Annotated in this window: 23 protein-coding genes and 3 tRNA genes; 13 read left to right on the forward strand and 13 right to left on the reverse strand. The window is 35.9% G+C overall.

The features are described 5' to 3' along the window. Nucleotides 1-14 precede the first annotated feature (14 nt). Nucleotides 15-1577, reverse strand: coding sequence for a DUF4270 family protein (locus HNP38_RS15425; protein WP_184191139.1), 1563 nt, complete (start codon nucleotides 1575-1577; stop codon nucleotides 15-17). An 11-nt stretch (nucleotides 1578-1588) separates the two neighbouring features. Then, nucleotides 1589-2359, reverse strand: a complete 771-nt coding sequence (locus HNP38_RS15430) for a glycogen/starch synthase (RefSeq protein WP_184191141.1) — start codon at nucleotides 2357-2359, stop codon at nucleotides 1589-1591. Nucleotides 2360-2529: 170 nt separating this feature from the next. Here HNP38_RS15430 and panC point away from each other — a divergent pair, with 170 nt between their 5' ends. Then, entirely contained in the window at nucleotides 2530-3378 is an 849-nt protein-coding gene (gene panC / locus HNP38_RS15435; RefSeq protein ID WP_184191143.1) for a pantoate--beta-alanine ligase, read from the forward strand. Nucleotides 3379-3478: 100 nt separating this feature from the next. Here panC and HNP38_RS15440 read toward each other — a convergent pair. The 3 genes from HNP38_RS15440 to HNP38_RS15450 form a co-directional block, all read right to left on the reverse strand. After that, nucleotides 3479-3551, reverse strand: a tRNA-Lys gene (locus tag HNP38_RS15440). A 75-nt stretch (nucleotides 3552-3626) separates the two neighbouring features. Then, nucleotides 3627-3709 (reverse strand) — tRNA-Leu (locus HNP38_RS15445). Nucleotides 3710-3745: 36 nt separating this feature from the next. Continuing rightward, a tRNA-Lys gene (locus HNP38_RS15450) sits at nucleotides 3746-3818 on the reverse strand. Nucleotides 3819-3933: 115 nt separating this feature from the next. Here HNP38_RS15450 and HNP38_RS15455 point away from each other — a divergent pair. Continuing rightward, nucleotides 3934-4449 carry a shikimate kinase gene (locus HNP38_RS15455; RefSeq protein ID WP_184191145.1) on the forward strand — a complete coding sequence of 172 codons (516 nt, stop codon included), beginning with the start codon at nucleotides 3934-3936 and terminating at the stop codon, nucleotides 4447-4449. On the opposite strand, the gene HNP38_RS15460 is transcribed toward HNP38_RS15455, so the two are convergent. Next, the gene (locus tag HNP38_RS15460) at nucleotides 4444-4887 is read right to left on the reverse strand and encodes an RNA-binding S4 domain-containing protein (protein ID WP_184191147.1); all 444 of its coding nucleotides are present in this window, start codon (nucleotides 4885-4887) and stop codon (nucleotides 4444-4446) included. The genes HNP38_RS15455 and HNP38_RS15460 overlap by 6 nt on opposite strands. 55 nt (nucleotides 4888-4942) lie before the next feature. Here HNP38_RS15460 and HNP38_RS15465 point away from each other — a divergent pair, with 55 nt between their 5' ends. Next, nucleotides 4943-5701 carry a hypothetical protein gene (locus HNP38_RS15465; RefSeq protein ID WP_184191149.1) on the forward strand — a complete coding sequence of 253 codons (759 nt, stop codon included), beginning with the start codon at nucleotides 4943-4945 and terminating at the stop codon, nucleotides 5699-5701. Nucleotides 5702-5755: 54 nt separating this feature from the next. On the opposite strand, the gene HNP38_RS15470 is transcribed toward HNP38_RS15465, so the two are convergent. Then, complete coding sequence (locus HNP38_RS15470) at nucleotides 5756-7273, reverse strand: FMN-binding glutamate synthase family protein (protein WP_184191152.1); 1518 nt, start codon at nucleotides 7271-7273, stop codon at nucleotides 5756-5758. Nucleotides 7274-7432: 159 nt separating this feature from the next. Between HNP38_RS15470 and HNP38_RS15475 the strand changes: the two genes are divergently transcribed. The 6 genes from HNP38_RS15475 (at nucleotide 7433) to HNP38_RS15500 (ending at nucleotide 11655) form a co-directional block, all read left to right on the forward strand. Next, nucleotides 7433-7984 carry an STING domain-containing protein gene (locus HNP38_RS15475; protein WP_184191154.1) on the forward strand — a complete coding sequence of 184 codons (552 nt, stop codon included), beginning with the start codon at nucleotides 7433-7435 and terminating at the stop codon, nucleotides 7982-7984. Nucleotides 7985-8100: 116 nt separating this feature from the next. Continuing rightward, nucleotides 8101-8349 (forward strand): hypothetical protein, encoded by a 249-nt coding sequence (locus tag HNP38_RS15480; protein WP_184191156.1) that lies wholly within the window; start codon nucleotides 8101-8103, stop codon nucleotides 8347-8349. Nucleotides 8350-8496: 147 nt separating this feature from the next. Continuing rightward, on the forward strand, nucleotides 8497-9147 hold the full coding sequence (locus tag HNP38_RS15485; RefSeq protein ID WP_262888930.1) for a DUF3667 domain-containing protein: 651 nt from the start codon (nucleotides 8497-8499) through the stop codon (nucleotides 9145-9147). A 142-nt stretch (nucleotides 9148-9289) separates the two neighbouring features. After that, a complete protein-coding gene (locus HNP38_RS15490) occupies nucleotides 9290-10045 on the forward strand; it encodes a YwqG family protein (protein ID WP_184191160.1) in 756 nt (251 codons plus the stop codon). Nucleotides 10046-10193: 148 nt separating this feature from the next. Next, nucleotides 10194-10835, forward strand: coding sequence for a DNA alkylation repair protein (locus HNP38_RS15495; RefSeq protein WP_184191163.1), 642 nt, complete (start codon nucleotides 10194-10196; stop codon nucleotides 10833-10835). A 46-nt stretch (nucleotides 10836-10881) separates the two neighbouring features. After that, entirely contained in the window at nucleotides 10882-11655 is a 774-nt protein-coding gene (locus HNP38_RS15500) for a hypothetical protein (RefSeq protein WP_184191165.1), read from the forward strand. A 46-nt stretch (nucleotides 11656-11701) separates the two neighbouring features. On the opposite strand, the gene mtaB is transcribed toward HNP38_RS15500, so the two are convergent. From mtaB to HNP38_RS15515, 3 genes are all read right to left on the reverse strand, one after another. Next, a complete protein-coding gene (gene mtaB, locus HNP38_RS15505) occupies nucleotides 11702-13048 on the reverse strand; it encodes a tRNA (N(6)-L-threonylcarbamoyladenosine(37)-C(2))-methylthiotransferase MtaB (RefSeq protein ID WP_184191167.1) in 1347 nt (448 codons plus the stop codon). A gap of 66 nt (nucleotides 13049-13114) precedes the next feature. Beyond that, nucleotides 13115-13702: a DUF1572 family protein gene (locus HNP38_RS15510; RefSeq protein WP_184191169.1), complete on the reverse strand. Its 588-nt coding sequence runs from the start codon at nucleotides 13700-13702 to the stop codon at nucleotides 13115-13117. A 266-nt stretch (nucleotides 13703-13968) separates the two neighbouring features. Next, a complete protein-coding gene (locus HNP38_RS15515; protein ID WP_184191171.1) occupies nucleotides 13969-14766 on the reverse strand; it encodes a hypothetical protein in 798 nt (265 codons plus the stop codon). A 197-nt stretch (nucleotides 14767-14963) separates the two neighbouring features. On the opposite strand from HNP38_RS15515, the gene glgP reads away from it, so the two are divergent. From glgP to HNP38_RS15535, 4 genes are all read left to right on the forward strand, one after another. After that, on the forward strand, nucleotides 14964-16628 hold the full coding sequence (gene glgP, locus HNP38_RS15520; protein ID WP_184191174.1) for an alpha-glucan family phosphorylase: 1665 nt from the start codon (nucleotides 14964-14966) through the stop codon (nucleotides 16626-16628). Between the two features lie 262 nt (nucleotides 16629-16890). Continuing rightward, complete coding sequence (locus HNP38_RS15525; protein WP_184191176.1) at nucleotides 16891-18369, forward strand: tetratricopeptide repeat protein; 1479 nt, start codon at nucleotides 16891-16893, stop codon at nucleotides 18367-18369. A gap of 493 nt (nucleotides 18370-18862) precedes the next feature. Beyond that, nucleotides 18863-20053, forward strand: a complete 1191-nt coding sequence (locus tag HNP38_RS15530) for a hypothetical protein (RefSeq protein WP_184191178.1) — start codon at nucleotides 18863-18865, stop codon at nucleotides 20051-20053. A gap of 34 nt (nucleotides 20054-20087) precedes the next feature. Continuing rightward, complete coding sequence (locus HNP38_RS15535) at nucleotides 20088-20606, forward strand: hypothetical protein (protein ID WP_184191179.1); 519 nt, start codon at nucleotides 20088-20090, stop codon at nucleotides 20604-20606. 343 nt (nucleotides 20607-20949) lie between these two features. Here the strand turns inward: HNP38_RS15535 and HNP38_RS15540 are convergent, their stop codons facing one another. The 3 genes from HNP38_RS15540 to HNP38_RS15550 all read right to left on the reverse strand — a co-directional run bounded on the left by HNP38_RS15540 (nucleotide 20950) and on the right by HNP38_RS15550 (nucleotide 22065). Beyond that, a complete protein-coding gene (locus HNP38_RS15540) occupies nucleotides 20950-21135 on the reverse strand; it encodes a DUF6496 domain-containing protein (protein WP_184191181.1) in 186 nt (61 codons plus the stop codon). 11 nt (nucleotides 21136-21146) lie between these two features. Further along, entirely contained in the window at nucleotides 21147-21620 is a 474-nt protein-coding gene (locus HNP38_RS15545; RefSeq protein WP_184191183.1) for a hypothetical protein, read from the reverse strand. A gap of 112 nt (nucleotides 21621-21732) precedes the next feature. Next, nucleotides 21733-22065, reverse strand: coding sequence for a helix-turn-helix domain-containing protein (locus HNP38_RS15550; RefSeq protein WP_184191185.1), 333 nt, complete (start codon nucleotides 22063-22065; stop codon nucleotides 21733-21735). Nucleotides 22066-22216: the final 151 nt, after the last annotated feature.

A 22216-nucleotide genomic window follows, 5' to 3' on the forward strand; every position in this document is an offset into this window, starting at 1 on the left:
TCTGTGTTTTAATTTTATTTTTTACCGTAAGTAACTATTAGTTGTATCTTTTTCACATTATTAGGATCAGAGCCTACAAAAACAGCTCTGTCTCTTGCAAAATTCCTTGATGTATACTGATATCCTACCAAAGCACCTGTCGTCGTCGTCAAGAAGCTACCCAAATCAATTTTAAAATATTTGTTGGCATAATTTTCACCTCCTTCTACAATATCTTTAACTGATTTTGTAACTGTAAACTCATATGAAGCCTGATCTTTGTCCAAATTATATAATTTATACATTGCAAAATTTATTGAGCCTGATAAATTGAGCAGGTCTGTTGTAAAATTAGTTGTTTCTTTACCGTTGCTGTCCTTATCTTTTTGTACAAAAGTAAAATCGACTGGCTTCGTATACTTATTCTTCCAGTTATCCAAGTCGGTATAAATTCTGATTTTGGCACTGATAATAGCTACTTTTTCAGTCTGATATAATTGTCTAAGTTTATCGATTTCTTCTTTCTTATACTTAATCCCAATAGAAGGCCCCCCCATACCCTGTGCATATAATTTCTGGTCTCCTGTATCGGTATTTCCTGAAACATAATTCAGGAATTGGGCCCCTGTTCTGTCATACTCGTAATGCCCAATATGTGCATTTCCTGATCCCAAAGGGAATGTATATTTTACCTGAGGTCTTGTAGTAACCCCGTTTTCTGTTTTGTCATATCTATAATACATCGTCAGCTCCAGATCATTAGGAGAAAACTGGAATAGATATCCGTCATTTTCCACAACCGAGATCTTCAGACCTCTGAAATATCTGATGAAATTGGATACATCCTTAAGTTCCGGTTTCCCTTTCATATTGATGATCTTAGACTTAAAAAAGCTGGAAGAAAGGGGAATTCTGATCCCTGCAGCAGATGAGAACAGAGAGCTGTTATCCGAATCCTTAGTGATCGTTACTGCCGTAACATTCCCGTTAAATACTTTTGAGCCTAATTCCTGCCCAATGGTATAAGCTGTATTTGAATAAGCAACATCACTTGATCCGTTCAGGAACTCTGTAACTTCATGCACCTTAATGGTAAACTGAGGTACGGTACCTCCTATTTTTGCCTTTCCATATTTTTTGATCGGGTAAGAGTTCACTACTTTTTTAGCAGCTACATTACCATCAGGAAAAATATAGTTTTCGTCCGTAGTTGTGGTTACAGTATCCTGAGCATACTGAAAAGCAGTAGGTTTTATCGCCAGCACTACAGAATCTACTTCTGCATTGGTTCCAAAATCAGGATCATAGGTAGACAATCTTAACTGAGTGAAATAGGAAGCTTTTTGCATTCCGAACTGCCCTTCATTGAAAGCTCCCAGAACACCTCCTCCTAATTTGGAAGCATCACTTCTGATGCTGTCCTTGTTATAAATATTATAAGCTATTACATCATAAGAAGTTTCATTACCTTGCGCAGCCCCATCCAAAAACAACTGTTCTCCCAAAGAATCCGGGTCCGGTTCGCAATTATAAAGCAGTACACTTCCAAAAATCGCCAGGAAAAGGATGGCGAAAGTTCTTTTAATAGTATAAGTCATTAAAGTGTTTTTTAATAAAGTTGGTTTATAGAATCTACATCAAGATATTCCGATTTCGGAGTGGTGATCTCATTGAACGCTTTGTCCAGATCTCCGTTCAGGAATTCATCTCCTTTTACTACAGTATCCACATAGTTCATGCTTTCAATTACAAAGTTCTGAATACTCGGATTATCTAACGCTTTTAATCCAGAAATATTATCAAACTGTAATTTATCACTTATGTTTTTATCAAGGGCAACATCTTTCTCATTATACAGGGAAAGCACTATTTTGGCATCCTTGAAATAGGTATCGGATTCGTAATATGTTTTAAGGTAAATAGGAACAAATGAAGACATCCATCCGTTCAGGTGGATCACATCCGGAACCCAGTTAAGTTTCTTGATGGTTTCAATGACTCCTCTGGCAAAGAAAATCGCTCTTTCGTCATTATCGTCGAAAGGCTTGCCTTCATCATCAAAATAGTATTGTTTTCTTTTAAAATATTCTTCGTTATCTATAAAGTAAACCTGAAGTCTTTCTCCCGGAAGAGAGGCTACTTTGATGATCAGAGGCTGATCCAGGTCATTAATAATAATATTCATCCCGGAAAGGCGGATCACCTCATGAAGCTGGAATTTTCGCTCGCTTATTTGTCCAAATCTTGGCATAAAAACTCTTACATCATTGCCTTCATTGTGCATCTTAAGCGCCATTTTGTTTACCACTGCAGCCATATTGGTATCTTCCTGATAGGGATACATCTCTGTAGTAATGTACAGTATTTTTTGATTCGGCATAAACTTCTATCTAATTTTTGTAAAAATGCTTTAATGTGCAAAATTACAAAAAAACATCCAACATTATTTTAATTAACATTTTTTTACGATAATTCCCATGCCCAAATTATCAAATGCACACCGTATTATATGATATTTTTAGTATTTTTGAATTGCTATTAAAATAAACTATGGAAGTTCTAAAAAATAAAAAAACGCTCCAAGACTTTGTTGAAAGACAGAAGGAAATGGGAAAAAAAATAGGTTTTGCCCCTACTATGGGTGCATTACACAAAGGACACCTGTCTCTTTACGAAATGGCCAGAAAGGAAAACGATCTTGTCATTTCTTCCATTTTTGTAAATCCTACCCAGTTTAACAATGCTGAAGACCTGGAAAAGTATCCCCGTGATGTAGACCGTGACATTCTGATCCTGAAAAACTCCGGATTGGTAGATGCTGTTTATATTCCCGAGGTCACCGATATTTATCCCGAGAAAACAGAAAGCAGGCATTATGATTTCGATGGCCTGGAAAACGAAATGGAAGGAAAATCCAGACCGGGGCATTTTGACGGTGTGGGAACAGTAGTAGAAGAGCTTTTCAGACAGGTAAAGCCGGATAGTGCTTATTTCGGGGAAAAAGACTTCCAACAGCTCGCTATCATCAAAAAACTGGTTGAAAAAACAAAACTTCCGGTAAAAATAGCAGGTGTCCCGATATACAGGGCAGAGAACGGACTGGCATTAAGTTCAAGAAACCAAAGGCTGCATGAGGACAGAAGAGAAGCTTCAAAGATTATTTATGAGACTTTAAAAAAAGTGAATGACTGGTTCAGGGTCATCACCATTCCTGAGATCAAAGACCGGGTTACGGATATTTTTGACCATCAGAAGGGTATGAAATTAGAATATTTCCTGATTGCCGACGAAGATACTTTAAAGGAAACAGATTTCTTTTATACAGGCAAGACCTATAGAGCCTTCATAGTAGTAATGGTGGATGGTGTAAGATTAATCGACAATATGCATCTGGATTAAATTCCGGGTAAATAAAAAATCAAAGGCTTCCTGAGGAAGCCTTTGAAACACCAAATCACAAAATATTAATATGAAAAAAATTTACTTTTCAGTAAACTCGTGACCTGGCTGGGATTCGAACCCAGGACCCATACATTAAAAGTGTATTGCTCTACCAGCTGAGCTACCAGGTCGGTCTCACAATTAATAATGATAAATATAAAATTATTTTTTAATTTATCACCATTTAATTATAATTTTTTCTGCAGTGCCTGCGACTGGACTCGAACCAGCACATCCTTAGGAAACCACCCCCTCAAGATGGCGTGTCTACCAATTTCACCACGCAGGCAAAAAAAAACATAATTGCTTATGAATTTTTTGCTTGTGACCTGGCTGGGATTCGAACCCAGGACCCATACATTAAAAGTGTATTGCTCTACCAGCTGAGCTACCAGGTCGGCCACTTGTACAAACGGTTTTCATTGAAATAATGTCCTCCGTTTTAAGTGGTGCAAAGATATGACTTTTTTTATTTTCTCAAAACTTTTTCGCAAATTTGTTTAAATTTTTATCATGATAATTTCACTGGTCGGATATATGGGAAGTGGCAAATCACACATTTCCAAAATTTTAAGCGAAAAATTGAATTTTAAATTGATTGACCTTGATAAAGAGATTTCCAGAAGAAACAAGCTAACCATCCCGGAAATTTTCGAAAAAAAGGGTGAAATCTACTTTAGAAAGCTGGAAAGGGAAACTTTGGAAGAAATCCTGGCAACCCAGGAAAATATCATATTAAGCCTTGGCGGCGGAACTCCTGTCTATTATAATAATATGGAGATCATTAATCATAATTCCAAAAGTGTTTTTCTAAAGGCTTCCGTGAATACGTTATCGGAAAGGCTTTCAAAGCAAAAGGAGAAAAGACCGCTAATTGCCAATATCCCGGATGAAAACCTTCCTGAATTTGTTGCCAAACATTTATTCGAAAGAAATATATTTTACAACAAGGCACAATTCAGTGTGAATACGGATCTGCGTACCCCTGAGGATATCGTGAACGAGATCATTGAAAAATTATATTTATAGGTCACCTTCCTTTTCATTCGCCTCATCATTTTCACCAAAAAAATCATCCCAATCCGTAAAATCCGATTCGATATCGTTCTCTACATAATCATCCATATCCCTTCTGTCTTTTTTGGTTGGTCTTCCTTCGCCTTTGTTCCTGTAATAGTCCTGGGACATCCTGCGTAATTTCAGTAGCTCATACTGTTCTTTATCCGTTACATCCCTGATATGAAGCGAAACCAGTTTGGCTCCTATCCTGCTTTTCGGGATCTGTATCACTTTAATTTTATAGTCGATCTGATTTTTACGGATCTTAATCACATCGCCCTCCTTCACTTCCTTAGAAGATTTTACTACAGAATCCGCTATAGAAACTCTGTTCTTTTTAATCTCTTCAGATGCAATGCTTCTCGTCTTATAAAAACGAATACTCCATAAAAATTTATCTATTCTCATATTTTTTTATACTTTTGCCGTTATATTATTTGTAAAGTAATTAAAGTTTTTTGAAATGAAAAAAATATTTTTATATATCCTTGCAGGATCACTGTGTTTTTCTGCCTGTAAGAAAGATAATGACGAGGAAGAAGTATACCAGGAGCCTGAAGATGTGGCAGTACAAAACGATTACGACAATCAGTCCATTCAGAAATTCATGAATGATAACTATCTGGATGCTCAGGGAAATATAAAAGCTTTCAGCAGTTCGGATACCTCTGATGATAATGAAAAAAAATTGTCCCAGCTTAATCCGATAACCTTATCATCAGGTGTTATATATATTGTAAGACCGGGTGCACAGCCTGTGGATATTGACCCTACTACTCCGGGAACTCCCATAGCTGCTAAAGATGTGATCAGGGTAATGATGAAATCCAAAACCTACGTAGCGGCCAATACTAACGGAAATGTAGCGTTTGCTTCAAGTGTGGATTTTTTCAATACTATTGATGGTACAGGTTCTCCGGCTGTAGACCCTATGTACTATTATGTGAAGGAAAAAGTATTAACCAATGCTTCAACGGATGCCGCAAAGCAAAGAAGCTATTATGAGATAGAAGGTTTTCAGGAAGCTTTACAGAAATTCAAAGCTTTTAACCTTGACAATGGAGCTGCCTATAATTTACAAGGGGTGATCATTGTACCATCCAGAGCGGCTTTCGCAAGAGATGCCCATTATAATTATACGGGTTATTCTTTCAGAAACAGAACTTTTGTATTTAACTTCCAGGTGTATAAAACAGAAACAAGACCTGCAGACCAGTATTAAATCAAAAACAGATAACAAAAAGCCGCTTCAAATGAAGCGGCTTTTTTATGGTAGCTAGTATTTTGCCTGTTGTTTCACATTCCCTAAAATATCCGGGAAATACAGATCCGAAAGATGGTCGAATTCGTCTCCTCTCATAAACATGGTGGCATCCACTTCATCATAAGAGCTTCTTCCTGCTGCTGCAATCAATTCATTACAGGTATGAAGGGTATTTTTATGAAAATGATATACCCTTTCGCTTTTATCTGTTACATCAAGGCCTTTAATGAGCATTTTATCCTGAGTCGCCACTCCCGTAGGGCAGTTATTCGAATTACATCTTAAAGCCTGAATGCAGCCTAACGAAAACATAAACCCTCTTGCATTGTTGCACATATCTGCTCCCATGGCTATCGCCCGTAAGATATCGAGGCTTGTAAGAACCTTCCCGCTGGCTATCACTCTTAGTTTATCTCTTAAATTATAGTTTTTAAGAGTTCTGTTCACAAAGATGAGGGCCGGCTCCAAGGGCATTCCCACCCCGTCTGAAAATTCCGGCGGTGCTGCTCCGGTTCCTCCTTCTGCCCCATCAACGGTGATAAAATCCGGGTAGATCTTCAATACATTCATCTGGACACAGATATCTTCAAATTCTTTAGTATCGCCAATACAAAGTTTAAATCCTACAGGTTTACCTCCGGAAAGTTCTCTAAGTTGCTGCACAAATCTTAATAATCCCACCGCATCTGAAAAAGAGGAATGTGATGGCGGTGAGATAATAGTCATTCCGGGGGTTACATGGCGGATCTTTGCAATCTCAGGGGTATTTTTCACACCCGGTAAAACACCTCCGTGCCCCGGTTTTGCTCCCTGCGATAATTTAATCTCTACCATTTTCACATTGGGAAGGGTAGCATATTTTGCAAACAATTCGGCATTAAATTTCCCTTCGTTATCTCTGCACCCGAAATATCCTGTTCCAATCTGCCAGCAAAGGTCACCACCTTCCATATGGTAAGGCGAGATCCCTCCTTCTCCGGTATTATGATAAAAATTTCCTTTTTTGGCTCCCCGGTTCAATGAGATCTGAGCCCTGTCACTCAACGATCCGAAACTCATAGCCGAAATATTGAATAAAGAAGCATGATAAGGCTGAGTGCACTGCTCTCCTCCTACCCATACTCTCGGAAGTTCTTCCATAGGTGATTTGGCATAAATGGAATGCTTGATCCCTTCATATTTTCTATGATTAACTTCCAGTTGGGTTCCGAAAGCTACTGTATCACTCAGGTTTTTGGAGCGTCTGTATACAGCGGAACGCTGGTTTCTTGGGAACGGCTTCCCGTCTGTTTCCCTTTCGATGAAATACTGCTGCATTTCCGGGGAAATGCTTTCAAAAAAGTACCTGAAATACCCCACCACCGGGAAGTTCCTTAAAATAGCATGCCTTGATTGTGTCACATTATAAATTCCAATTGCATAAATGATCGTAAGCAAAACAGGAATCCACCAATCCGCCCTGATCAAAAAAGCAATTGCCCAGGCAACCACCAAAATAATAGCTCCCCAAAATAAAAATTTATCTCTCATCTGTCATAATTTTTATCAAAGATAGAAATTGCAGAGGATTTTAGGGTGGTTCAAGCCGTTAAAAATCCAACTGGCATTTTATATTAAGTACTATATTTTTCTAAAACTTTTGTATATTTGGTTACTTTACTAATCACCATTTTACAACAAATTAAATATATGATTGAACTTATTGGGTTTATAATGGGTGCAATATGTTTTCCTATAACTATTTTTGCATTTTATTTTCAAATTCGAGGTTTAAAGAGAATAAACAGACGATTTGCGAAAATTCTGGCATGGACATATTATCACAATTTTCTGAATAAGGTAATAGCATCAATAATTTCAGAACAAAATATAATAATTAATATTGACAGTGTAGAACACACTTTTGCACTTGACAAAATTACTATTGAAATAAGAATTCCTTTATCAATAAAAACAACAGATGAAAGGAAAATTAAAAATCCAATTAACCTAAAAATCTCCGAGTATAATTTTGTTTTAGATTTCAATTATAATAAAGAAGAAAATTCAATAACCATTATTGAATTTCCAAATATTTTTACAGCACTTACAAGGTTTTACAAAACAGAAGAAAAGAATGATGAGTCCATTGAAATATATAAAGAAGCAAAACTTTTTAAAGATTCATTAGAAAAATTAATAGATAAAGATTTTAAGAATGTTGCCTATCCTAAGATAAAAATTTTACTTGTAGAAGATTAATCCTAACCATTAACACTGTATACAAACTTGAAATTTTTACTCCGAGGCCAACCCAAAAGCAAAATAATAGAAACTTCTACACAATCACATAAAAAACATTAATCGCAATTAAACAAATGGAACAAAAAGACTGGACAGAATTAAGCGACGAGGAATTATTGCAGGAACAAAAAAAGGCGAAATCGAAAAATATAATCAATGGATTTCTTATTGGATTTTTGATAGGGGTTGCAGTATATAGCACAGTAAAAAACGGTATTGGATTTTTTACATTTTTCCCTTTGTTTTTTGCTTATCTTGCATTCAGCCACATCAAAAAAGACAAAACATTAGAAAAGGAATTAAAATCTCGTAATTTAAAGTAAAGAATGGCGGAAAATTGTCAGAATTGCAATGAAACAATTACAGCAAGTTTTTGTAGTCACTGCGGACAGAAAAAATATAAACGAATCGACAAAAAATATATTTGGGATGAAATTCAATATACAATTCTTCATACCAACAAAGGTTTTTTGTATTCTGTAAAAAACATTCTCAAAAATCCGGGAAAAACAGCAAAAGAATATATTGACGGAAACAGGGTAAACCATTACAAACCTATTCTGCTTGTATTTGTTTTGAGTGGAATTGCTACTTTTATTTCCTACAAGATTCTGAACTTAAAAGAAGTGATGAGTGCATACTTTTCGCAGCAGCACCTCAACTCAAATTTTATGAACGATATGATGTCGCTCATGTCAAGCTACAATTCTATATTAATGCTTTTACTTGTACCTTTTTTTGCTCTGACAACCAAAATTGCTTTTAGAAAATGGGGGCATAATTATTATGAACATGTGGTGATGAATGCTTACATTTTGTCATTTTACACATTGGTCAGTATTATTTTAGTGTATCCTATTATGTTTATTTTCAGGCATTCGCCTAATGCCTTTTTTACCATAACACAGCTTTCAGCTTTACTGATCCCCCTAATACTGGTTTGGTTTTTCAGAGAATTTTATAAGGCTCGGTCATTGAAATCCATTATTTTTAGGGTAATAGGAGTTTTGGGATTGACTATTTTAGGATACTTGCTTTTATTAGTATTTGTTGGAGTGGCGGGTGCTGTTTTCTCCATACTGAAAGGTCCTGAATCATTGGAATACTTAAAATCAAAATAAGAAAAGTAAACCTGGCTCACAAAAAGTCGCTATAGGTAGGTGAAGTACGAATCTTCGATTGAATATTCGTAATAATCCGCCTTTTAGCTTCAATTTTCTGTGAAAAAACTTCTATATTTACCAGAAACCAATTACCAAAGTAATGATACCATCTTTTTTAGCCGAATTTAAAAATGAACTTGAAAAGTTCAGGCTTGAATGCATCAAGATAAAGGCAACACCAATCAGTAAAGACGAAAACTTAACATTTACCCAAAGTAAGTTTTTAGGAAAGCCTTATTTGCCGATCACATCAGAATACCCAAAAGATGAGCTGGGAAATCCTATGATACTTTTAGCACAAATCAACTTTGCGGAAATGCCTCAACTCGAAAATTATCCGACTGAAGGGATTTTACAATTTTTCATATCCCCTACGGAGTGGTATGATATGACCGACTATAAAATTCTTTTTCACTCAACCATAGAAAATGAATACCAGACAGATTTCTCTTTCTTAACGGAGAAACTGTATGAAGAAAGCCCGGTATATTGTGAGCATACATTGGCTTTTACAAAAGCCATTGATTATGGAGGATATGAAGATCTGAGGTTTGATATGAACTTTAATGGTAAATATTATTATGATTTTCAAGAAGACCTGACGGACGAACAAAAAGAAGAAATGGATCATCTTCTTGACGGAACAGGACATAAGATTGGCGGATATGCCTATTTCACACAAGGGGATCCAAGGGACTACGAAAAAGATAAAGATGAAGAAATTTTACTGTTACAAATAGATACTGATGATGAAATTATGTTTGGTGATTCAGGTGTTGGAAATTTATTCATCAGCCTAAAAAGTTTAAAAGAAAAAGATTTTGGCCAGGCGTGGTTTAATTGGGATTGTTGCTAATAAGAAACTATTCCCTAATACAACACAAAATAAAGAATTGAAATTTAAATTAACAATTCTCTCCGGTTTTACCACCATTGCTTTCAATCCTGTATTTTATTTTTCATTAAATTAGTTCCATTGTACTAAAATAAGCCCCAAAACTGATATGAAACTCTCCTCAAAAGCAGAAAATATCCTCAGCCGGATCGATAATAAAACCAAACTAGGCGACTTGCGGACAATGGCAAAGGATATTAAAAAAGATCATGATCTGGCTATGGAACTATGGTCGACAGGAGAATTCCTACCCAGGCAATTAGCCATATTAATTATGGACAACAAGGTGCTTTTACAAGACGTGATTGATAAGCTTGGCAAGGATATGCAGGCTCACTCTTTTGATGAACGGAATCAATTGATGGATTGGTTAATGGCTAATCAGCTCACGAAAGATAAAAAGACCATTGCACTCATCGGATCATGGGAAAATAGCCCTTTCCCTCTTCAAAGACGGGTTTTCTGGTATTACCAGGGTAGATTAAGATGGGTTGGGCAGGCACCTCCCGACAATACCGCAAATCTGCTTTCTGCAATAGAAGCCCATATTATGAAGGAAGAGCCGGAGGTTCAATGGGCCATGAATTTTACTACCGGCTGGATTGGTGTTTATGATGAACAATATCGGACACGCTGTATTTCATTGGGCGAGAAAACGGGCCTTTACAAAGATGAAATGGTCTCAAAAGGATGTACTCCCAGTTATTTGCCGGAATTTATTGCCATTGAAGTTGATAAACGAAAAAAATAATTAAGCTACTTTACACACTGTCAATCAAACCGTTATGCATCACTTTATGAAACCATTATTAACATTAATAATTACATTTTTTTGCACAGCAACTGTTTACGCTGATTGTGCAGGAACAGGACTTTGGATATTTCCAAGTAGAGAAACCATCAAGCAGAACTCTGTTTTCATCCTTGATGGTTATGCAGAAAGTCAAAACGTGATTTTAGGGCTTAACAAGAAACATAACATTTATTTAAAAAGTGGTTCTAAAAAAATAAAACTGTTGGTTACTGAAATCTGTGTTGGAGAATTTTATTTGACTCAAGCCGTATTGAAACCGGAAACAAAACTGGAAGCAGGACTTGAATATACAATGTATATTGACAATTTACCTGAATACGAAGACTTCAATAAATACAATGCAGCAACCCACAAATATGAGCCTGTAACCTATAAGGTAACTGCTGAAAATGATACTGAAAAACCACAAATTCCGGAAAAACCAAAAGAATTAAAAAAAACACTTGTTCATTATGGTTGTGGCCCGTCTACTCATGTTGTTTTTAGTAACCCGGCAAAAGACAAATCAGACATAATTGTTAAGACAACAGTAAAGAATTTAAAAACAGGAAAAGAAACTACTTATTACATTGAACCTGATGGAAAGGAGATAAGAGTTGGACATGGGATGTGTTCAGGAGCATTTAAATTTGATGACAATAATAATTACGAAGTTGAATTTTCGTTTATGGACGCATCAGGCAACCTGAAAGTTTGGACCGGTGAAAGAATAAAATTCACTAAACCGACAAAAGAAACGAATCACGACAACGAATAGAAAAGCTGCACTTTAAATTAAATTCGAATCGGAATTTTCAATTCAACTATGCTCTTTCCAGAAAACTCTCAAAAGAATTCAATACGGAAATCGTACCGTCAGCTTCTATTTTATCAAGTTTTAAGAATTCTATGGTATTGACAGAATTTTCATCAAAATCTTTCTGAACCCTTACATAGTTTTCCGTAAAGCCAAACATTTTTCCGTCTTTATTTTCGTGTTCCCAAAGTACGGGAAGTGTCTTTCCTAACTGGGTCTGGTAGAATGCCATTTTCTTTTTCTCAGAAAGAATCCTCAGCATTTTGTTACGTTTTTTTCTTTCGGATACAGGAACTATTCCATCCATTTCAGCTGCTTCCGTATTTTCTCTCTCGGAATAGGTGAAAACGTGTAAATAAGTAATTGGCAGCTCATTAAGGAAATTGTATGTTTCCAGGAATCTCTCTTCCGTTTCTCCCGGGAAGCCTACAATAACGTCAACACCAATAGCTGCATCAGGCATCACTTCGTGGATCTTTTTTACCCTGTCATTATACAATTTTGTCAGGTAACGGCGCTTCATTTTTTTCAGCAGGTCGTCACTTCCGGACTGTAAAGGAATATGAAAATGCGGAACAAAGCTTCTGCTTTTGGAAACCAATTCAATACTTTCGTCTTTCAGGAGGTTGGGCTCAATGGAAGAAATACGTATCCTTTCAATACCGTTTACTTTATCCAATTCAGAGATCAGGTCTAAAAAGGTATGCTCATGCCTTTTATTTCCGAACTCTCCTTTTCCGTAATCTCCGATATTGACTCCGGTAAGAACAATTTCCTTAATATCTTTTCCTGCTATCTCCGTAGCATTTTTTAATACATTTTCAATGGTATCCGAACGTGAAATCCCTCTTGCCAATGGAATCGTACAATACGTACATTTATAGTCGCAACCATCCTGAACTTTCAGGAAAGCCCTGGTCCTGTCCCCTATTGAGTAGCTTCCGATAAAGAAATCGGTCTCTTCAATTTCGCAGGAATGAACAATCCCTTCACTTCCAGATTTTTCCAGATCATCAAGATAGCTCAGGATATTGAATTTTTCTTTAGCGCCAAGAACAAGGTCTACACCTTCGATCTGTGAGATCTCTTCAGGTTTCAGCTGTGCATAGCATCCTACAATAACCACCAGACCTTCAGGATTGGCCTTCACGGCTCTTTTTACGTGAAGTTTGCATTCACGGTCTGCATTTTCAGTTACAGAGCAGGTATTGATCACATAAATATCCGCTTTATCATCAAAGTTTACCTTATCATAACCGGCATCTGTCAATTGACGGGCAATAGTAGATGTTTCCGCAAAATTTAATTTGCAGCCAAGGGTATGAAATGCGGCAGTCCTGTGAAAATGAGCCATGTATTATCCTGAATTTTTCTGGGTGCAAAGATAGTGATTTTAATAACAATACTAAATCGATTGATTCTATTGCCTGTATTCATCCCTCACTTCAGGACTGTTCTGAAAACATACCGGCGAAGAATTTGAGCCTGTTTTTCCAGAAAATTTGTTTTCCATTGCGGAGTTGAATTTCCCTGATCTGTTTCTGGCTATAGAAAGTGTTTTCCAGTCATTATTTTTCATCATTTTAGCAATGTAAATAATCTGCCCTATATGATACGGATAATGAGCCAGCTGGCGAAGCACCGCGTCCATAACGGAATGAGCTTCATCCCTGATATAAATTATAGAATACATATTTTCATCATGGATCTGCTGCAAAGCATCAAAAAGACATTTCCAGCCTTTCTCCCAATAATCCAGTATCTCATGCCTTGTGGTGAATGTATTGATAAATTCCTCATCCCTGTTGCGCCAGGATTTCTCCCCATCCTCCGTTAAGAAGTTTGTCCATCTTGACAGCATATTTCCGGCAATATGTTTTACAATAACGGCAATTGAATTACTTTCTTCATTATACTGCCAGAAGATCTGCTCATCGGAAAGCTGCTCAAAGGTTTTGTCTCCCAGAGATTTGTAATATTCGAAACGTTTGATAAACAGGTCTTTCATTTTCATATAGTTTTATTTCAAATGTAAAGATAAAATTGGGTTTATTTGAATTGAAAAATTCTATTTTGATTCTTTACAATTGTCATTCTGAACGAAGCATAAGTACAGTCAGGAATCCATATAACCTTTTTATTAATATTAAACTTAATCGTTGTAGAAATCATTTCTATTAAGATTTTTGCGGCCTTTGCGTTTAAAATAATTGAGATTCTTCACTACGCTTTCGCTTCGTTCAGAATGACAAGTAGATGGCAGGGTTTTACGGATCATTTTATGCTTGTAATATTCCCGCAAAGGTTTTCCAGATGAAAGATCTTGTGAAAAGGGCTTTTCACTTCGTTCAAATGTTCCTTATCCTGTATAAAGGTATATCGTGAGGCCAGGGAATTCATATCGGAAACAATCACCAGCCAGCATTCATCTACAGAAGTGTCATAATAAGGGAATTTTTCATTCTTTTTCTCTATCAGTTCCAGGATCTTCTCGGAGCAAAGCTCATCGAACAAATTCATACTATATTCATGGGTAATAAAGACATTCCTTCTGTGAAAGGATTTTCTGATGCTTTTTATACATCCGGACGGTTTATTTTTTTTGATACTTTTACAGATCGAAAGAATAATTTCCTGCTGGCTTTCCGGATGATCAAATCTAATATTGGAGTGGAATTCTAAAAAATAAACACCACGATATTTCGTAGTGTCTTCTTGTTCTAAAACTATTTCTGCCTGACGGAAAATTTTATTTAAGCAGCTTTCAACTTTCTTCATTTCTAAATGGTTGATCACTTCAGTAAGTTCTATTCCTATTTTTTTATTGTTGAACTGGGCAATAAAGTCGGGGCTTTCACAGGTAAGGTTTTCAAATTTAACTTCAGGGAAATGATGCATAAAAGAATTGAGCAGCAGAATTTCAGATTTTTTCTTGTACTTCTCCCGGTCATGAAGCGGAGATTCATCTATGGTACGATGATACCTCTCTATGGGCTTTTTTTTCAAATGCCTGTTCAGGTAATATAAGCTTAGATTCTTGACCAAATCTTCATCTGAAAATACCTTTTTCATAACTTTTTTATTATGTTAAGTAACAAATAACTCGCACAAATTGCCTGTGAAGTTTTTGATAATCAAAAATTTACATTTAAAGGTAATCAAAAAAAACATTCGGTGCATATTTTTAAAAATAATTTATTAAATAATTAATGTAAAGTTTATTTTCATAATTAATACCTTTGCCCCTTCAAATAATAAAACTGTGATTTATGGATTTTAAAAATTTTAAAATACCTTATAGCGTAGATCCACAATACTCTAAAAAAGTAGCTTATTTTTCTATGGAATTTGCGCTTGAGCAGGTATTAAAAATATATTCGGGGGGGTTAGGGTTTTTAGCAGGATCTCATATGAGAAGTGCTTATAACCTGAAACAGGACCTTATAGGAATAGGTATTTTGTGGAAATTCGGGTATTATGATCAGGCAAGGAATCATGATCAGACCTTACAGCCTGTATGGACGAGAAAAATGTACAGCTTTCTTGAAGACACGGGAATAAAGTTTCAGATCGAGATTCACAGCGCCCCGGTTTGGGTAAAGGTGTGGTATCTGGATCCTGAAATTTTCAATACGGCTCCTATGTTTTTCCTTTCTACGGATGTTCCGGAAAACGATCATATTTCAAAAACAATTTGCCATAAGCTTTATGATGCCAATGAATCTACCAAGCTGGCACAATATATCCTGTTAGGAAAAGGAGGGGCAAAACTGCTGGATGAAATGAATATCGAAAGGGATATCTATCACCTGAACGAAGCTCACGGCCTTCCTGCAGCATTCCATTTACTGAAAAAGTATAACGGGGATATTAACAAGGTAAAGGAAAAGTTGGTTTTCACTACCCATACTCCTGAAGAGGCAGGAAATGAGAAGCATAATTTAAGGCTATGCTATGACATGTCTTATTTTTCCGGCTTCAGCATGGAAGAGGTAAAACGTATTGAAGGGGCAGATGATGACCGTTTCAATCATTCTCTTTGCGCCCTGAAAATGGCAAGAATTGCCAATGGGGTTTCCCAGCTTCACGGAGTGGTTTCCAGAACCATGTGGAGCAAATATCAGGGAATCTGTGAGATCACTTCTATTACCAATGCACAGGAATTCAAATACTGGTCAGATAAACCTCTTTACAATGCTAAGGACGAAAATGATGAAACGGTCTTCGATTACCGAAAAAAGCATTTAAAAAAGAGACTTTTCAAAATAGTTGCCGACCAGACCGGAAATTTATTCGATCCGAATGTTTTCACGATCGTCTGGGCAAGAAGGTTTGCCGGCTATAAGCGTGCCGATCTCCTTTTACATGATAAAGAAAGGTTCCACAGGCTATTGAACCATCCAAAATATCCGGTACAGATTATCTGGGCAGGAAAGCCTTATCCGATGGATTATTCTGCGATCTCCACTTTCAACACTTTAGTTGAAGAAAGTAAAAATCATAAAAACATGGCTGTTTTAACGGGCTATGAACTTTCTCTGAGTAAATCTCTGAAACAGGGTTCAGACCTGTGGTTAAACAATCCAAGGGTTCCACGGGAAGCATCAGGTACTTCCGGTATGACGGCTGCGATGAACGGTTCTGTAAATCTTTCGACCGATGACGGATGGATCCCTGAGTTTGCAAAACACGGCGAAAATTCTTTTGTAGTCCCTAAAGCTGATTATATGAACATGAGCATTTACGAGCAGGACAATTATGATCTTAACAAATTATATGAGATCCTCGAGAACGAAATACTTCCTGCATACTACGACAATCCAAAAAAATGGAGAAAAATACAGTACACTGCCATGAATGATGTTAAAGACCAATTCAACAGTGACAGGATGGCGGATGGATATTATAACGTGCTTTATAATTATAAAAGATAGTAGAAATCTTTTAAAAATTGTTTGATGTTGAGCCGATTTTACATCAAATGATCATATACTCTTATGAAAGTTTAGAAAAATTTTTCCCAAAGAATATTCTTTGGGAAAAATTTTTCTATTACCTATAAAGTTTTCAATATTTATATGAATATACAATAAAAGATGTTATATTTTTACAAAATCTAAGGTAGAAATATGCCCAGTGATCCGGAGGGTTTGTCCAAAGTCTTTAATGCCCGGCAATCTGGTAAATCATAATCATATGAGTATAAAATTAAGCAAATATTACTTTTTGATATTCTTTTTTTATACTATTTATATTTATAGTCAAAAAAAGGAAAAAGACCAGTTTAAATATTATATTACAAAAACACAGGACAGCTATCAGGATTATAAATATATCCAATCACTGAATTATGCTACAAAAGCTCTTGAGATCGCCCAAAAGAGTTCAAGTTCTGAAATGCTCGCAGAGGCATATGTGGAGCTTTCATCTATCTATTCAAACCTTGGTTTATACAAAGAGAGCCTTTCCTATGCCGATAAGGCCCAAAAGGAAAAATTTACGCAATCAAAAACTATTTTTAAAATAAACCTGCATAATCGAAAAGGCTACATATATACTGGCTTAGGGCTTTATGAGTTTGCCAGAAAAGAATACGGAGAAATTATTAAATTAGTTCCAGACAATACTACGGATGCTTCATTTGTCCGGCAATTATCAATGGCCTATGAGCTCATTGGCACATCATACGGTATGGAAAATAAATCCTACGATTCACTCTATAAATATTGCAACAAGTCGATCTCTATTCTAAAAAAATGCCCGGAAAAGGATCTTTATGAAGAGCTTTCTCTTTCATATCTCCAAATATCCCAAGGTTTTGTGGAAGAAAAAAAATTTGATTCTGCATGGTCATACATTGACCAAAGTATAAAACTGATAAAAAAATATGATCCTCAATATCCTTTGTTCCAACATTATGAAGCTTTGGGAAGTTTTTATTATTTTAAGAAAGAATATAAAAAGTCTCTGACATATTACCTGACATCTCTGGAAATGCTCAAAACATATCCTCAGGATGAAGAATATTCTACTTACATTTATAAGGATATTGCAGATAGTTATCATAACTTAGGACAAATAGAGAAAGAGAAAGAATATTTAAAAATATATGCTGAGAAAACTGAACTTCAATTGTCGGAAAATAAAAAGAATACGTCTTATGCTTTAAAATTAATTGTAGAAGAGGAACAAAAAGAAAAAAGAACTTCTACCCGCCACATGTATATTTTCCTGCTCTTGTTTATACCAATCATTATACTTTTAGCATGGTACTATTTTAAGGAAAAAAGAAAAAGGAGAAAAATTGAATACGATTCTGAAAAGCTTTTACAGATAAAAGAGGAGGAAACCCAGACTTTAAAGCAAAAAGTAAATGAATCTTTTGATGAAATTATTCAGTTAGCTAAAGAAAACCACCCTCATTTCTGGACAAGGTTCCAGGAAGTATATCCGGAGTTTCAAACTAAGTTGCTGGCCCATTGCCCCGAACTTAAAACCTCTGAACTTACTTTTTGTGCTTATGTTTATCTTGGCTTTACAACTAAAGAAATTGCCACATACACATTTAAAGCAATTAAAACAATTGAGAATAACAGATACAATCTAAGAAAAAAACTAAATCTTGCACCTGAAGAAGATTTTCTGGTATGGCTGCAAAATCAACAATACATATAACTTTGAATACCAATGCATTACACATTAAAGAGGGCTCGTTGAGGGGCTCTTTTTTTGTTGCAAAAGAAATGTTTTTTTTGCTTTGCACAGTTTTCTGATAAGAATACAGTTAGTGAAAATTTTGTGCTGCACTTTAATTTGAATAATACTCTGATTATTAACGGGAGAAAATCAAAATTTGTTCTGTCATTAAGCTTATTATAATGAAGCAAATATATAATATACTTTATTTATTTTCAAAAAGTTTTCTACTGCATAGGAAGCCGGGCTATTCTTTTTTTACTTCTTTATTTTCTTTATCCATCCACTATCACACTATAAAGTTATTTAGTGAGAGAAATACTATCTACAATCGTATTTTTTATAAAAATTTTAAAATAAGGTCTCCCCCTCCTGTTTAGGTATACAATTTACGTATCAAACAATCAATTTACTAACACTAATGATGAATAAAATAATGATAAATACTAATATTTTTTCCAAAATAAAAAATATGCTTATAGTCTGCTTAATAATGCAGCTATTCAGCATCCAGCTTTCTGCACAGAATGTATTGGAGTTTGCTAAAATAAACGGAGATGGAAATCCCACAGGTAACGGACCTATAGCCGAAACTACGATACAGTTTTTAAAAAATATAAATAACCCTTCAGGGAATACATTTGAAGCCTATACACCAGAAATCACTGCCACTTTCCAAATTACCAACCAACAGTTTACACATTCAGGAATACCAACCGGCCGGCCTGTTAATATAGGGTGGTCACAAGGGGCTAGCAGCAATATTTATGATAACCTTGACGATTTTGGCTTACCCCAGGCTTCATGGTTTACATCAGCCAATTCCACGCCAGGTACAGGTATTGATATAGTTGAGAACAGAGGAATAGCTTTAACTGCTGCTACACGACCTCTAAGATACGCAAACCTCCCTACCAATGGCCGTTACCATATGGCAAACCTTGTTATTACATTTAACAGGCCTGTTAAAGATCCTATCCTGCATATAGCAGGTATGGGCGGATATAGCTATGCCACAGTGGGAACGGAATTAGGATTTTCTGCAGAATTTGATTTGGACAATTCAAATGTTCCGGTCACATTCACGAAATTGTCCGGTTCCAATGCATTATCGGTAAATACCAATCAAATATTAAATAATGCTTCAAGCATATATAATACAGGAACAGACAGATGTGGTTCGGGTTCTGTTAAGGTAAGCGGTTCCGGAATTACGAGCCTTACATTAAAAGTATACATAAGAGGGGATGGTAGATCTCCATTTCCAATGCTTTGGGACTATACCGGTAACCTTGGAGATAGTGTTAATTTGAGCATATCTTTATCAGAGGATTCCAGCCCCGGTTATTGTTACAGACCAGCTGCTACTACAGGTACTGTTTTAGACACAAAGCACGGCATTACCGCATTAGGAAGAGCAGGTGCCACTAATGATAACTGGCCGATGGTACGCAAGGGAGCATGGACTGCGCTAGAGGCTAAAACCAAAGGTTTTGTGATTAACAGAATTCCTTCTACAGCACAGGTAACAGCTATCGCAAACCCTGTAGAAGGGATGATGGTATATGATGAAGAAGCAGCCTGTCTGAAAATTTATACCACAACAGACGGAGGCAGCACATTCGGCTGGAAGTGTTTTAATACACAAACATGCCCCGAATAATTAGTTCTAACCAATTTAAAAAAACACATAAAAAATGAAAAGAATATTTTTCATATTATTCGCTTTCGCAATAATTCACACTCATTCCCAAGTAGTGATTGGAAATGATAACATAACCAGCATTTCTGTATCTTTAGAATTTGGAAATGATAACAGAGGCCTGCTGCTTCCGTGGGTAACATCTGCTTCTGCACTAACGGGGGCCGTCAATGGAACTATCATCTTTGACACCAGTGACAAAAAAATTAAATATAAAAAAGCAGGCTCATGGTTTGACCTGAGTGTAAACAATACAGGAGAAGCAGATACGAACCTCCAGAATAATCTTATGGAAAACAGTACTGCAAGAGTTACCATAGGTAAAAACGGAGGTTCTGATACTACCCCGGGAATTCTTGTCCTCACAGATACCGATAAAGCCATGATATTGCCTAAAGTCGCGAGCCCGCACCTGAATATTATAAGCCCTAGTGCAGGAATGATGGTATATGATAACAGTGCGCATCAGCTCGCTGTATTCAATGGTTCTGTTTGGTCGTTTTGGAAGCCATGACTACAGATATCATAATTGAAAATTATATTTTAATTAAAGTTAGATAATAGATTTAAATGAATTTTTGATGATGTTGACAAGGATTGGAAACAGAATTACAATCTTTTTCGTCCTTGATCTTAAGGAGATAACTCTTTAGAGTTTATTAACTTAAAATCCATACAAAATTACTTGTATGGATTTTTTAATTGTTTTTTCACTTTTACTTACTAAAATTAATATCTCTCAAAAATGTTTTATTATCATTACCTAGTACCACTTCACATATTTTGGAAATTTAGCACAGGTATATTTTTTTCATGTCCTGTCAATTAATCGCTTAATTAATTCAGGCATACAAAAACTAGTTATTTTTCTTTTCAGGCACTTTCAAACCGGCTTCCCTGGCTTCGGAAATGCCAATGGCTATTGCCTGTTTTCTACTTTTCACTTTCTTTCCAGAAGAGGATTTTAACTTCCCTTCTTTGAACTCGTGCATTACTTTTCCTATTTTGTCCTGAGCTTTTTGTGAATATTTTGTTTTGCTCATGATAAGATTTTTTAAGATTTGGGCAGGGATACCCCTAGTTCGTAAACTTTGGCATGCTTCAAATATTTTGAACGCTCTCTTGAAGTTACCGACTCAAAGTGGTCATTTTTAATCACTACAATCGGGTCTTCTGCATTTTCGATCTCAAAATTGGCAAAATACCTTTCGTCCGGGCTATCCTGCCGCTCTCTTGATTTTATCTTTTGTAGTTCATCTGCATATTTTCTGAAGCCCGGATCAGATGAGTGAATAAATTTATATTCTTCACCCGCATCTACATAATAATGAAGCTCTTTTTCAATAAGACCGGCTTCCTGGGTTATCTGGGGATTATCATTACCATCTTTAAAGGCAACTTCCACCAATACTCCTCCCTTCTTTTGGGCACATTCTTCAGCATCCTTAAAACTCGCAAAACCTGTATAAATAATCTGATCATTTAAAACGTAACGGTTCAGTTTCTGGTTGTAAGCATTCGTTTCCATAATTATTATTTTAATTTGATTATAATATTATGGATTCAATTTTTTTGCCAATTGCTTATTATGAGTAAAAATAATATCAAACAGGAAAATAACAGGCTGTTTCAAAGGGCCGTTATCCTAATAGCAGTCTTTTCCATTTTGTCACCGTATTCCTGCTCAGCTTAAAATGGTGGGCCAACTGAGTATTATTGAGATTGTTTTCTGCCTGATATTTTAGTATTTCCCGAATGGCGGAACGACTGTACGATTTATACCTTTGATTAAATTCCCTGTTGGTTTTTCCGAATATCAGAGAATTAAGTTTAATGATATCTAATGCCGACAGATCCTGCTTTTCAAGTAGCAGTTGGCATTTATCTTTCTTATCCGGATATTTTTTTATAATGATATCATGATAAATACGTTTGTAATCGGGAGATGCTGCTTTTTGTATCTGTATGCTCATTGTATAAGTTATTTTAAAAATTTAATCTTTAAATAAAAATTAGAAAATATAGCCCGAATATTCCCGGACTATACCGGTTCATTTTTTTACTATAAAAATTATGGTATTTTATAGGCATAGGTTGTATTATTCTATTGACAAATGTAAAATG

Origin of the sequence: Chryseobacterium defluvii (assembly GCF_014204415.1) — a bacterium.
In the GTDB taxonomy this organism is placed as follows: Bacteria; Bacteroidota; Bacteroidia; order Flavobacteriales; family Weeksellaceae; genus Chryseobacterium; species Chryseobacterium defluvii_A.